Origin of the sequence: Pseudoalteromonas sp. CST2 (assembly GCF_028599385.1) — a bacterium.
Taxonomy (GTDB): Bacteria; Pseudomonadota; Gammaproteobacteria; order Enterobacterales; family Alteromonadaceae; genus Pseudoalteromonas; species Pseudoalteromonas atlantica.
Window position 1 is genome coordinate 113,003 of sequence record NZ_JAQREO010000007.1, and the last position, 11,868, is coordinate 124,870.

An 11,868-nucleotide genomic window follows, 5' to 3' on the forward strand; every position below is an offset into this window, starting at 1 on the left:
CCACTTTTCATTAGGCCATTTAATTACTAAAGTGCGCTTCGTTACTGGTATCTAGTAAAATAAGTTATTTAGTACCGTTTAGCATGGATCTCTCGGTTTTCATGCTTTTTCTCATCACTTTTTTTAAGCAACACATATGTTGCGCCACTGCCACCATGGTGCTTTAAAGCGGTATGATACGCTAATACCGCGGGTAGAGCCTGTAGCCACTTATTAACATAGCTCTTTAGTATACCGGGCTTAGCTTTATTTTTTATACCAATGCCATGGCGTACTAATACAACGCGAATGTTTCGCTGGTGGCAATCAGTAATAAAGTTAAATAATGTTGTGCGTGCGTTTTTAAGTAATTGGCCATGCAAATCTAATGTGGCATCAACTTGGTATTTAGCTAAGCGTAAGTTTTTAAATACTGCGCTTTGTACGCCATCTTTTTTAAAACTGAGTAATGCATGCGGGTCTAAAAGCTCTACATGCTCAGATTGTAAGTAATTTTCGTCATTCGCAAGGCTAAGCTCGGCAGCTTTGCGTTTTTCTTGTTGGGCAAGGGTGGCACTGGGATTACTTGCAAGGGGAGTTACAGTATCGTGGTTTATAGGTTTCACATCTTCCATAGAAGATAAAAATAAATCGAAATCAGATAAAGACATAGTAAGACCTAAATGAGGATTAATACGAGATAAATTTTATCTTAGTTCAATCTGTTCCCCAAGCCTTTTAATTTTTTCAAATAAAAAAGCCCAGCAAGGCTGGGCTATAAAATATTCTAAGGGGAAATGTTAACTCTGCGTTACATTAAATTGTCCAAACGTATACACTTTGAACAAGTAAAATGTATTGATCAACACTAAACTCATATTCGAAATAACACTCGACGACATTAAATCCAAGCTAAAAGACAAAAATAACAGACCACATGCACTAATCGCTGCAACACGCAGTATTGTTATGTGGTTAATAAAGAATGCACCTAAACCTAGTGCAAGTAATACAGTGTTTAAAAGCCAATCTAGCTCGTTTAGCATGGTCGTTTCAATAGTTCAGTTGTTGAAAAAAGGAGCGCCATTATGTTGATCTTTTGCACACCTTTCAACCAAGTAATTTTAAATTTTCAGATTAGTTTTTTTAATGCTAAATATAGCTAGCTAGTGCTGCAAAAAAGCCATTATTTTTTATTAGTTGGTACTTTTGACAGCTTTGCGGCGCCTTCATATCTGCGCATAAATAAAGGGCATTGCGCTTCTCGTCTAGCTGCGGGTGTAAGTTTGAATCAAGTAATGTACGGCCATACCCAAAGACCCCAGGCCAATAAATACTTTCGCTCACTAACCCTAATTTTTTATAGGTGAGCAAAGTTGGTTTTGGAAAAATAATGGCTACAGCAAAAATGATAGCCAGCGTAATAAGTAACCCTGTTTTAGACTTTACAGGCTGCTCCGCTGGGGTTGATGTTGGGTTAGCTGAAGATTGCGGTGCTGTTTGCGGCCTATTGCGGGGCTTTTTTACAGGGGTTTTTCTTTTTTGTGGTGTTTTACCAAGCAATGATTGTTTTTTTGTGTTGTTTGACATAAAGCAAATCTGGCCTTTTGAGCGTAGGTCTCTATAATAAAATGATTAAATATCTAGTTATATAATAACTTATACAATGCTTTTAGCCTACGAGGAAGATACATGGATACGCAGCTATCAATTTTAATAGTAGATGATGTTAGCACAGTGCGTAGTTTTTTGAGCCAAACGCTCATGCACTTAGGAATAGAAAACGTTAAAGAGGCTTCAACGGCTAAACAATGCATTAGCGAATGCCAAGCAGCTAATTACAATATGATTTTTTTAGATATAGAACTGCCTGACGGCGATGGTAAAGAGTTAATCGCGCAAATTAATGATATTAACCCTGAAACTAATGTGGTGATGGTATCGGCCCATTCAGCAGTAGAAAATGTTAAAGAAGCCATCGATAAAGGTGCTAAGGGGTTTGTGGTTAAGCCATTTACGCCTAAAAAAATTGCGGCCATGTTGAAAAAGTTTTATCCCGATTTGGAAAATGTTTAACCAGCTTTAATAGTAATGCGTTAAATTAGCTTAAAGTTTAGCGGATTGCTAAATACCAAATTTTAGATATAAAAAAACCGGCCTAGGCCGGTTTTTTAATCATAAAACAAATTATAGCGCTTTAATTTTAGCTGCTAAACGGCTCTTATGACGAGCTGCTTTGTTTTTATGAATTAGACCCTTAGTTGCGTAACGGTCTAGGATAGGTGTAGCAACAGAGAAAGCTTGCTGTGCAGCTTCTTTATCGCCAGCTTCAATAGCAGCGGTTACTTTTTTGAAGTAAGTACGCATCATTGAACGACGGCTTGCGTTGTGCTGACGGTTTTTTTCGCTAGTGATAGCGCGTTTTTTTGCAGACTTGATGTTAGCCAAGGTTTGCTCCTAACAATCTTAAATAAAGCTTAAATTAAAGGCCGTGGAATATGCCTGTTTTTATCATGAATGTCAATTTAAATTTAACAACTCAAGAAAAACTGCTCCTTATAACGAACATCAATTTGCCGCTTTAGCAGTTAATATCGCTATTGTAACAAAGCACAGACGCCCAGCCTAGTGCTTTAAAGCGATTTATAAAAAAGACTGTGGCATAATTGTGCTAACTAAAGGTTTTTAAGTAGGTTTAAGGTGTCAAAAGGATTATTTCGCTCCGGTATGATTGTAAGTTGTATGACAATGATATCGCGTATTTTAGGGTTAGTACGAGACGCTGTCGTTGCAAACTTATTAGGTGCTAGTGCAGCTGCTGATGTTTTTTTGTTTGCTAACCGTATTCCCAATTTTTTACGCCGACTATTTGCTGAGGGGGCCTTTGCTCAGGCATTTGTGCCTGTACTTAGCGAAATTAAAGAACACCATGGCGATGATAAAGTTAAGTTATTTGTAGCACAGGCTGCCGGTACGCTGGGCACTATTTTGCTTTGCGTGACTATTTTTGGCGTTATTGCCTCGCCTGTTATTGCCGCGTTATTTGGTACTGGCTGGTTTATAGATTGGTGGCAAGGTGGCCCCAATGCAGAAAAGTTTGTGCTGGCAAGCTCCTTATTAAAGTTAACCTTTCCATATTTGTTATTTGTTAGTTTGGTAGCACTTAGCGGTGCGGTAATGAATGTGTATAACCGCTTTGCAGTGGCTGCTTTTACGCCCGTATTACTTAATGTTTCAATTATTACCTGCGCCATTTTATTGCACGACAAATTTAGCGTGGGGGCGTATGCGTTAGCCATTGGTGTATTTGTGGGCGGAGTGGTGCAATTGTTGTTTCAGTTACCATTTTTATACCGAGCAAAAATGCTGGCACGTCCTCGCTGGGCGTGGCAAGACGAGAACGTTAAAAAAGTGCGTAAGCTTATGCTGCCGGCATTATTTGGTGTTTCAATAAGCCAAATTAACCTCCTGCTCGACACCATGATTGCCTCGCTATTAATGACGGGCTCTATCGCATGGCTTTATTACTCAGATAGGTTAATTGAGTTTCCACTTGGTTTATTTGGTATTGGTATTGCCACTGTTATTTTACCCGCACTTTCTAAATTGCATAGCAGTAAAAAGCTCAGTGATTTTCAGCATACGTTAGATTGGGGTGTGCGTTTTGTGATTTTTTTAGGCATACCCGCCATGGTTGGTTTAATGATTATAAGCCCGCTTATCATTACTGTGCTATTTGATCACGGTGCATTTAAAGACGCTGATGTTGATCATGTTAAAGCGGTAAGCTTAGGGGTGGTTGCCTACTCGGTAGGGTTAGTTAGCTTTATGCTTATTAAAGTATTAGCGCCGGGTTTTTACTCGCGCCAAGATACCAAAACACCTGTGCGCATTGGTATTATTACGCTGGTGCTTAATATGGTATTTAATATTATGTTAGCCCCGTTTATAGGATATTTAGGGCTTGCTTTAGCAACGTCTATGTCGGCCAGCTGCAATGCTTTTTTACTTTACAGGCAACTTAAAAAAGAAAACGTGTATCAGTTTTCTGCAATGAGCCTGCGCTTTAGCGTAAAGTGCATAGTAGCAAGCTTGGTAATGGGCGCTTTAACGTGGTACGTCAGCAGCCGTTATTATTGGGCTACATGGCATTTTTATGAGCAAGTAATGTTGTTAATTGTATTGCTAGTGATTGCTGCAATAAGTTACTTTGCGGTGCTGTTTTTACTTGGTGTAAGACTAAATACGATAAAAAGTGTAGCAACTACTGAATCAAACTAAAAAAAAGATTATAATCGGCAGCCCTGTGGTTTTGAACGATTTTAAAGTCGTTAATAATACTCGCTGAAAAAGGCATTAGGTGGCATGGAGTTAATTAGAGGTATACACAATATTCGAGCGCAACATTATGGTTGTGTGTTGACTATTGGTAATTTTGACGGTGTGCATTTAGGCCATGGCGAAGTGTTAAAAGGGCTGTTAGCGGATGCCAAAGCACATAACTTACCCAGTACCGTGATGTTATTTGAGCCGCAGCCGCAAGAGTTTTTTGCTAAAAACAATGCGCCAGCTCGACTTACTCGGTTACGCGACAAACTCAGATTACTAAGTAACTTAGGTATTGAGCGGGTTATTTGTATTAGCTTTAACCAACAATTTGCCAATATGCATGCTGAGCAATTTGTTAGCGATATTTTAATTAAAAAGCTAGGCGTTAAAGCACTCACAGTAGGTGATGATTTTAAATTTGGTAAACAGCGCCAAGGGAATTTTAATTTACTGCTCAGTATGGGCAAACAAGCGGGCATGGATGTAAAAAGCACCGCGAGTTTTCGTCAATTAAATGCTAGAGTAAGCAGCACACTAATACGTGAAGCATTAGCCGCAGGCGACTTAGAAAATGCTAAGTTAATGCTAGGGCATAATTATGCTATTTCAGGGCGTGTAATACATGGTTGGAAAAGAGGGCGAGAGCTTGGTTTTCGAACTGCAAATATAGCGCTTAAACGCCAAGTTTGCCCTGTAAATGGGGTGTTTGCCGTAAAAGCAAACATTGCCGGAAAACACGTTTATGGGGTAGCCAATATTGGTAACAAGCCCACTTTTAATGGAACTCGTGCTTTGTTAGAAGTTCATCTTTTTGACTTTGCACAAGATATATATGGACAGTTTATGCACGTGGAGTTAATAAAAAAACTTCGCGATGAGAAAAAATTCGAGACATTAACACAGTTAACGGCACAAATTGCAACCGATGTTGCCGCCGCAAAACAGTGTTTTGGTTTAAATTAGGTAGCCGATAGATACGGAAAGTAGGATTAATGAGCGACTACAAACATACTTTGAATTTACCGGAAACACAGTTTCCAATGCGTGGCAATTTGGCACAACGTGAACCAAAAATGCTTAAAGCATGGTATGAAGACGACCTGTACGGTCAAATTCGCAGCGCTAAAAAAGGTAAAAAGACCTTTATTTTGCATGACGGCCCTCCGTATGCAAACGGCGATATCCATTTAGGCCACTCAGTAAATAAAATTTTAAAAGACATAATTGTTAAGTCTAAAACTTTATCTGACTTTGATGCACCTTATGTGCCTGGTTGGGACTGTCATGGTTTGCCAATTGAGTTAATGGTTGAGAAAAAAGTAGGCAAGCCAGGCGTTAAAGTAACCGCGAGCGAGTTTCGTGAAAAATGCCGTGCTTACGCTAAAAAGCAAGTTGAAGGTCAAAAAGTAGACTTTAAACGTTTAGGTGTGTTTGGCGATTGGGACAAACCTTACTTAACAATGAACTATAACTTTGAAGCAAACGCTATTCGCGTGCTTGGTCGTATTATTAAAAATGGCCACCTTCATAAAGGTGCAAAGCCTGTGCATTGGTGTACAGACTGTGGCTCTGCATTAGCAGAGGCCGAAGTAGAGTACCAAGATAAGCAATCTCCAGCGATTGACGTACGTTTTACATTTGCAGATCAAGACGCGGTTGTTAATGCCTTTGATTTAGCCGATGGCCATAAAGGCCAAGGCAGTGTAGGTACTGTTATTTGGACTACAACGCCGTGGACTTTACCCGCTAACCGTGCGGTAGCAGTGCATGCAGATTTAGAGTACGCCTTAGTACAAGTAGATGATGAAGGCTCACAGCAGCGTTTAATTTTAGGCTCAGAGCTTGTTAAAGATGCAATGGACCGTTATGGCTTTAATCATTTCCACGTACTAGGTTATGTTAAAGGTGCAGCACTTGAAAACTTACACGTTGCTCACCCATTTTACGATTTTGATGTACCGGTAATTGTAGCTGACCATGTTACTACTGACTCAGGTACGGGGGTGGTACATACCGCGCCAGGCCATGGTCAAGAAGATTTCGCGGCAGGCTTAAATTACAATCTTGAAGTAGCAAACCCTGTAGGCGCGAATGGCGTTTACCTACCTGATACAGAATTATTTGCTGGTCAGCATGTATTTAAAGCAAATGCCAGTGTAATTGACGTACTAACAGAGCGCGGTGCTTTAATGCATCATCATGCGCTTACGCATAGCTACCCGCATTGTTGGCGCCACAAAACGCCTATTATTTTCCGTGCTACACCGCAGTGGTTTGTAAGTATGGATCAGGCTAACTTACGTCAAGACTCGTTAAGCGAAATTAAAAACACCCAATGGTTGCCAGAGTGGGGCGAAAGCCGCATTGCGAACATGGTTGAAGGCCGCCCAGATTGGTGTATTTCACGCCAACGTACTTGGGGTGTGCCAATTGCTTTATTTGTTGATAAAGACACTGGTGCTTTACACCCAAATACGCAAGCGCTTATTGAGCAAGCTGCAGAGCTGGTAGAAAAATCAGGCATTCAAGCATGGTATGACCTAGAGCCTGCCACCTTGTTAGGCGAAGAAGATGCCAAGCAATACATGAAAGTACAAGATACGTTAGATGTATGGTTTGATTCGGGCGTAACACATGCGTGTGTTGTTGATGCACGTGAAGAGTTAGTTGGCCCAGCCGATTTATACCTAGAAGGTTCTGATCAGCACCGTGGTTGGTTTATGTCATCAATGATGACCTCAGTTGCTATTAACGGTCACGCACCTTACAAGCAAGTACTAACGCATGGCTTTACCGTAGATGAAAACGGCCGCAAAATGTCAAAATCGTTAGGCAACGTTATTTCACCACAAAACGTGATGAATAAACTTGGCGCTGACATTTTACGTTTATGGGTAGCCTCAACCGATTACACCGCCGAAATGACAGTATCGGATGAAATATTTAAACGCTCTGCAGATCGCTACCGCCGTATTCGTAACACTAGCCGTTACTTATTAGCTAACCTAAGTGGTTTTGATCCAAAAACAGACCAAGTTGCTGTTGATGATATGGTTGAGCTTGATAAGTGGATTGTTGGCCGTGCAGCCCAATTACAAGAAGAAATTTTAGCAGCTTACGATAGCTACCAAATGCTATTAGTAACGCAAAAGCTAATGAACTTCTGTACAGGTGAGCTTGGTTCGTTCTACTTAGATGTAATTAAAGACCGTCAGTACACAGCAAAAAGCGACAGTCATGCACGTCGTTCTTGTCAAACTGCGCTTTATCATATTGCTGAAGCAATGACTCGTTGGATGGCACCAATTATGAGCTTTACAGCTCAAGAAATTTGGGAAGCACTACCGGGCGAGCGTAGCGATTACGTATTTACATCGGTATGGTACGACGGTTTACACGCACCGACAAACAGCCAATTTAGCAACGATGACTGGCAAGCGATTCTAAATGTACGTGACGAAGTAAACCGCGTACTAGAAGCAGCCCGTAAAGAAGAAGTGATTGGCGCAACGTTACAAGCAAGCGTTAACTTATACGCCGAAAAAGCACTGGCTGATAAGTTAGCAGCATTAGGTGATGAACTGCGTTTTGTATTACTAACGTCTGCGGTCACTGTATCTGCAGTAGATAGCCAGCCAAGTGATACACAAACAACCGAAATTGAAGGTTTGTACATTAGCGTAGCAGCCACAGATGCAACTAAATGTGAGCGTTGTTGGCATTACAGCGATGATGTAGGTTCAGAGCCTGCACACCCTGAAATTTGTGGTCGTTGTGTAAGCAATGTTGACGGCGAAGGTGAAAAGCGTCAATTCGCTTAGGAGCTTTACTCAGTGAGCAAACTAGCCCAAAAAAGTGGTTTAGTGTGGCTTTGGTTAAGTCTATTACTGCTTGTAATAGACTTTGCCACTAAAACACTTGTTGTAAATACCATGGCTTATCAAGAGTCGATTAATTTACTGCCTGTTTTTAGTATTACCTACGTACATAACTATGGAGCGGCCTACAGCTTTTTAAGTGAAGCGGGTGGCTGGCAACGTTGGTTTTTAAGTTTTATTGCCATTGCTATTAGTGCGCTATTAGTGTGGTGGTTAAAGCGTTTACCAGCGACAAATAAAATATTATGTAGTGCTTATGCGTTAGTGCTTGCTGGCGCTATTGGTAATTTATATGACCGTGTTGCTTATGGTTATGTAATTGACTTTATACATGTGTTTTATAAAAACTCGCATTTTCCAGTATTTAATATTGCCGACTGTGCAATTTGTATTGGTGCCGCATTATTATTATTTGATGCCTTTACAGGCGAAAGTCCGAAGGAGCATAAAGCATGAGCCAAGCTGTAATTGGTGAAAACTCAGAGGTTATTTTTCACTTTTCTATTAAACTAGAAGATGGCTCTGCCGCAGACTCAACCAAGGTGCATAATAAACCAGCCAAGTTAACGATGGGTGATGGCAGCTTAACGGCTAATTTTGAAAAGTGCTTACTAGGTTTAAGTGCAGGCGAAAGCAAAACGTTTGAGTTAGAACCAGAAGACGCCTTTGGCCAACCTAATCCAGATAATATTTACTATGTAGAACGCAGTAAATTTGGTGCAGAAACGCCAGCTAAAGTCGGCGCAATTATTGCCTTTACTCAGCCAGATGGTACTGAGCTGCCAGGACTGGTACGCGAAGTACAAGGTGAGTCGGTTACTATAGATTTTAATCATCCGTTAGCAGGTCAACGTTTAACGTTTGAAGTAGATATTATTGAGGTGCAAGGCTAATGGATATTTTATTAGCGAACCCGCGAGGCTTTTGTGCAGGGGTAGACCGTGCAATTAGCATAGTAGAGCGCGCTTTAGATATTTTTGAAAAGCCAATTTATGTACGCCACGAGGTCGTTCATAACCGCTACGTAGTAGATGGTTTAAAAAACCGTGGTGCTGTATTTGTTGAAGAGCTAGACCAAGTACCTGATGAAAGCATTGTTATTTTTAGCGCCCACGGTGTATCGCAAGCGGTACGCTCAGAAGCTAAACGCCGCGATTTAAAAGTGTTTGACGCAACATGCCCATTAGTTACTAAAGTGCATATGGAAGTAACGCGAGCGAGCCGTAAAGGTATTGAGTGTATTTTAATTGGTCACCATGGTCACCCAGAAGTTGAGGGTACTATGGGGCAGTATGACAATAACGACGGTGGTATTTACCTTGTAGAAACCGCAGAAGATGTTGCCAAACTTAACGTTAAAAATGCTGATAACCTATTTTATTGTAGCCAAACAACGCTTTCGGTAGATGACACTGCAGATGTAATTGATGCGCTGCGCGAAAAATTCCCAGCAATTGATGGCCCGCGTAAAGATGACATTTGCTATGCGACACAAAACCGTCAAGATGCTGTGCGTGATTTAGCAGACAAGGTAGATGTGCTATTAGTTGTGGGGGCAAAAAACAGCTCTAACTCTAACCGTTTACGTGAACTTGCAGATAAAATGGGCACTACCGCTTATTTAATCGATGATGCAACAAATGTTGAAGCACAGTGGTTTGGTGAAACTAACGCTGTGGGAGTAACTGCGGGGGCTTCTGCGCCAGAAGTGCTGGTACAGCAAGTTATTGCACGCTTAAAAGAGCTAGGCGGCAAGCAGGTAGTTGAAAACCCAGGTGAAGAAGAGAATATCGTATTTGCCGTTCCTGTTGAGCTGCGTTAATCTATATAAATTAATTATTTAGATTACAAGGAGAGCCGTTATGAGCAAGTTGCCGCAAGGTGAAGCATTGCTTTTTTCGGCTCTTTTTAATGAGCGAGGGGTACTTGCCACGCTTATTGTTACCCAAGTTGTTGCTACCATCTTAGCGTTTGCTCCTTTTGTTGAAGGGGATAGCTGGCAGAGCCTTGGCGTAATTAGTTTATTTTCTCATATGACCGTTTTGGTCAGTATTTCTGCTTTATACTCTTTTCGGGGTGTTTTACAAAAAAAGCCGCAAACCACCCAACTTTTTGCTTTTTTTATTTCCTTTTTAGTCAGTACCGCTTTATTTAGTGTGCTGTGTGCCCGCTACTTTTTAGATATTACAAATAATGAAACGAGTATTTATTTTGTATTACGAAACTGCTTAATTGTTTTTTTGATCACGGCTTTATTTGTACAGTTTTTACTGATTTACTTTGAAAAAGAGCAGCAAACAAAAGCGCTCGCGCGCGCGGAGCTTGATGCTTTGCAAGCCAGAATTCGCCCTCATTTTTTGTACAATAGCCTTAATACCGCCGCTGAGCTAACACATCATGATGCCGATGCTGCAGAGCAAGCAATACTTGCGCTTGCGGCGCTGTCGCAAGCGGCTATGCGCTCGGGACAGCGCGTTTCTCTCGAAGATGAGCTGACCTTATCAAAACAATATGTTGCGCTGGAAACCTGGCGCTTTGGCAGTCGTTTAAAGCTTAATTGGCAAGTGCCTGCTGATTTACCAGATATTAGTATTCCGTGCTTAACCCTTCAGCCGTTAATAGAAAATGCGGTGTGTCATGGGGTAGAGCCCAGTGAAACAGGGGCCGTTATTAGTGTAGAGCTACACGTCACAACAGGGTATTTAACATTGATTGTTTCTAACCCGATCACTCATAATGAGGCGTTAAAAAGACCAAGTAACGGCATGGCACTTGAAAATATTCGCCAGCGATTGTTTATATATTACAAAGAAAAAGCCCAACTAACGATCACACAAAAAGAGGATGTATTTAGAGTAAAAGTGGTGATCCCTAAGCAGTTTGAGAACCCCCAATGAATGTTGTAATTATTGATGATGAACCGCTAGCTCGCGCTAGAATAAAGCGGCTACTGCAGCACAACGAGCATATTTTAGTTAAAGGCGAAGGTGATAACGGCGCGCAGGGGCTTGCCATTATCAAGCAGGTTCATCCCGATTTGGTTTTTTTAGACATAGATATGCCGGGTATTAATGGCCTAGAGGTAGCGCAGCAACTCAATACGCTGAGCGTGCCACCGGCAATAGTATTTGTAACGGCTTACCCCGAGCATGCACTTGATGCGCTACAGCTCAGTGCCGCAGGATACTTAGTAAAACCCGTTACTGAACCGGCATTAAATAAAGTGTTAGCGCAAGTAGGGCGTTTAAATAAAGCGCAAATGCAAAAGCAGCAATCTACAAAAATTAGTTATCAGCTTGGTGGCACAATAAAAAGTATTGAACTTGATCAAGTGTATTACTTTAATGCCCAAGAAAAATACACCAATATGGTATTTAAAAAGGGCGAGGCCCTAATTGAACAAAGCTTAAAACAACTTGAACAACGCTTCCCAACGCAATTATTACGTATTCACAGAAATACGCTCATAAACAAACAAAAGCTTGTTGCCTTGCATACCCAAAGCCCTGGTGTACATAGCGTAGAACTAGCCGGATGTAAGGAGCAATTAAGCGTAAGTAGGCGAGAGCTAAAAACAGTAAAAAATGCGCTAAGTTAGAGCCTGTTATGTTTTAGGTTGAATTTTTAGTAGGTTGCTTGGCTTTTTAAGTAAGGCAGAGGCCGCTATTGAGCCCACTAAATT

13 protein-coding genes are annotated in these 11,868 nt (G+C 41.1%); 9 read left to right on the forward strand and 4 right to left on the reverse strand.

The genetic code is table 11. The annotated features are described in order from the left end of the window. Positions 1-68: 68 nt before the first annotated feature. From smrA to PSH41_RS11265, 3 genes are all read right to left on the reverse strand, one after another. Complete coding sequence (smrA, locus tag PSH41_RS11255) at positions 69-650, reverse strand: DNA endonuclease SmrA (RefSeq protein WP_024032280.1); 582 nt, start codon at positions 648-650, stop codon at positions 69-71. A 129-nt stretch (positions 651-779) separates the two neighbouring features. Further along, the gene (locus PSH41_RS11260) at positions 780-1,025 is read right to left on the reverse strand and encodes a hypothetical protein (protein WP_083901815.1); all 246 of its coding nucleotides are present in this window, start codon (positions 1,023-1,025) and stop codon (positions 780-782) included. A gap of 106 nt (positions 1,026-1,131) precedes the next feature. Further along, positions 1,132-1,569 (reverse strand): hypothetical protein, encoded by a 438-nt coding sequence (locus PSH41_RS11265; RefSeq protein ID WP_248450585.1) that lies wholly within the window; start codon positions 1,567-1,569, stop codon positions 1,132-1,134. A 102-nt stretch (positions 1,570-1,671) separates the two neighbouring features. On the opposite strand from PSH41_RS11265, the gene PSH41_RS11270 reads away from it, so the two are divergent. Beyond that, positions 1,672-2,055 (forward strand): response regulator, encoded by a 384-nt coding sequence (locus tag PSH41_RS11270; RefSeq protein WP_004588354.1) that lies wholly within the window; start codon positions 1,672-1,674, stop codon positions 2,053-2,055. 111 nt (positions 2,056-2,166) lie between these two features. Here the strand turns inward: PSH41_RS11270 and rpsT are convergent, their stop codons facing one another. Further along, positions 2,167-2,427, reverse strand: coding sequence for a 30S ribosomal protein S20 (gene rpsT, locus PSH41_RS11275; protein ID WP_004588355.1), 261 nt, complete (start codon positions 2,425-2,427; stop codon positions 2,167-2,169). 294 nt (positions 2,428-2,721) lie between these two features. On the opposite strand from rpsT, the gene murJ reads away from it, so the two are divergent. The 8 genes from murJ (at position 2,722) to PSH41_RS11315 (ending at position 11,784) form a co-directional block, all read left to right on the forward strand. After that, the gene (gene murJ, locus PSH41_RS11280) at positions 2,722-4,260 is read left to right on the forward strand and encodes a murein biosynthesis integral membrane protein MurJ (protein ID WP_443197749.1); all 1,539 of its coding nucleotides are present in this window, start codon (positions 2,722-2,724) and stop codon (positions 4,258-4,260) included. Between the two features lie 84 nt (positions 4,261-4,344). Next, the gene (gene ribF / locus PSH41_RS11285; protein ID WP_004588357.1) at positions 4,345-5,271 is read left to right on the forward strand and encodes a bifunctional riboflavin kinase/FAD synthetase; all 927 of its coding nucleotides are present in this window, start codon (positions 4,345-4,347) and stop codon (positions 5,269-5,271) included. A gap of 29 nt (positions 5,272-5,300) precedes the next feature. After that, a complete protein-coding gene (gene ileS, locus PSH41_RS11290; RefSeq protein WP_273589057.1) occupies positions 5,301-8,129 on the forward strand; it encodes an isoleucine--tRNA ligase in 2,829 nt (942 codons plus the stop codon). A gap of 12 nt (positions 8,130-8,141) precedes the next feature. Beyond that, positions 8,142-8,642, forward strand: coding sequence for a signal peptidase II (gene lspA, locus PSH41_RS11295; protein WP_004588359.1), 501 nt, complete (start codon positions 8,142-8,144; stop codon positions 8,640-8,642). Then, positions 8,639-9,079, forward strand: a complete 441-nt coding sequence (fkpB, locus tag PSH41_RS11300; protein WP_004588360.1) for an FKBP-type peptidyl-prolyl cis-trans isomerase — start codon at positions 8,639-8,641, stop codon at positions 9,077-9,079. The genes lspA and fkpB overlap by 4 nt, the downstream gene beginning before the upstream one ends. Next, a complete protein-coding gene (ispH, locus tag PSH41_RS11305) occupies positions 9,079-10,008 on the forward strand; it encodes a 4-hydroxy-3-methylbut-2-enyl diphosphate reductase (protein ID WP_273589058.1) in 930 nt (309 codons plus the stop codon). The genes fkpB and ispH overlap by 1 nt, the downstream gene beginning before the upstream one ends. A gap of 40 nt (positions 10,009-10,048) precedes the next feature. Beyond that, entirely contained in the window at positions 10,049-11,083 is a 1,035-nt protein-coding gene (locus tag PSH41_RS11310) for a sensor histidine kinase (protein ID WP_273589059.1), read from the forward strand. Beyond that, entirely contained in the window at positions 11,080-11,784 is a 705-nt protein-coding gene (locus PSH41_RS11315; RefSeq protein WP_273589060.1) for a LytR/AlgR family response regulator transcription factor, read from the forward strand. Before PSH41_RS11310 ends, PSH41_RS11315 begins: the two co-directional genes overlap by 4 nt. Positions 11,785-11,868 lie beyond the last annotated feature (84 nt).

Excerpts from the sequence above, each read along its gene's own strand:
- smrA (WP_024032280.1), bottom strand. The coding sequence starts at position 650 with ATGTCTTTATCTGATTTCGATTTATTTTTATCTTCTATGGAAGATGTG.
- PSH41_RS11260 (WP_083901815.1), bottom strand. The coding sequence starts at position 1,025 with ATGCTAAACGAGCTAGATTGGCTTTTAAACACTGTATTACTTGCACTA.
- PSH41_RS11265 (WP_248450585.1), bottom strand. The coding sequence starts at position 1,569 with ATGTCAAACAACACAAAAAAACAATCATTGCTTGGTAAAACACCACAA.
- PSH41_RS11270 (WP_004588354.1), top strand. The coding sequence starts at position 1,672 with ATGGATACGCAGCTATCAATTTTAATAGTAGATGATGTTAGCACAGTG.
- murJ (WP_443197749.1), top strand. The coding sequence starts at position 2,722 with ATGACAATGATATCGCGTATTTTAGGGTTAGTACGAGACGCTGTCGTT.
- ribF (WP_004588357.1), top strand. The coding sequence starts at position 4,345 with ATGGAGTTAATTAGAGGTATACACAATATTCGAGCGCAACATTATGGT.
- ileS (WP_273589057.1), top strand. The coding sequence starts at position 5,301 with ATGAGCGACTACAAACATACTTTGAATTTACCGGAAACACAGTTTCCA.
- fkpB (WP_004588360.1), top strand. The coding sequence starts at position 8,639 with ATGAGCCAAGCTGTAATTGGTGAAAACTCAGAGGTTATTTTTCACTTT.
- ispH (WP_273589058.1), top strand. The coding sequence starts at position 9,079 with ATGGATATTTTATTAGCGAACCCGCGAGGCTTTTGTGCAGGGGTAGAC.
- PSH41_RS11310 (WP_273589059.1), top strand. The coding sequence starts at position 10,049 with ATGAGCAAGTTGCCGCAAGGTGAAGCATTGCTTTTTTCGGCTCTTTTT.
- PSH41_RS11315 (WP_273589060.1), top strand. The coding sequence starts at position 11,080 with ATGAATGTTGTAATTATTGATGATGAACCGCTAGCTCGCGCTAGAATA.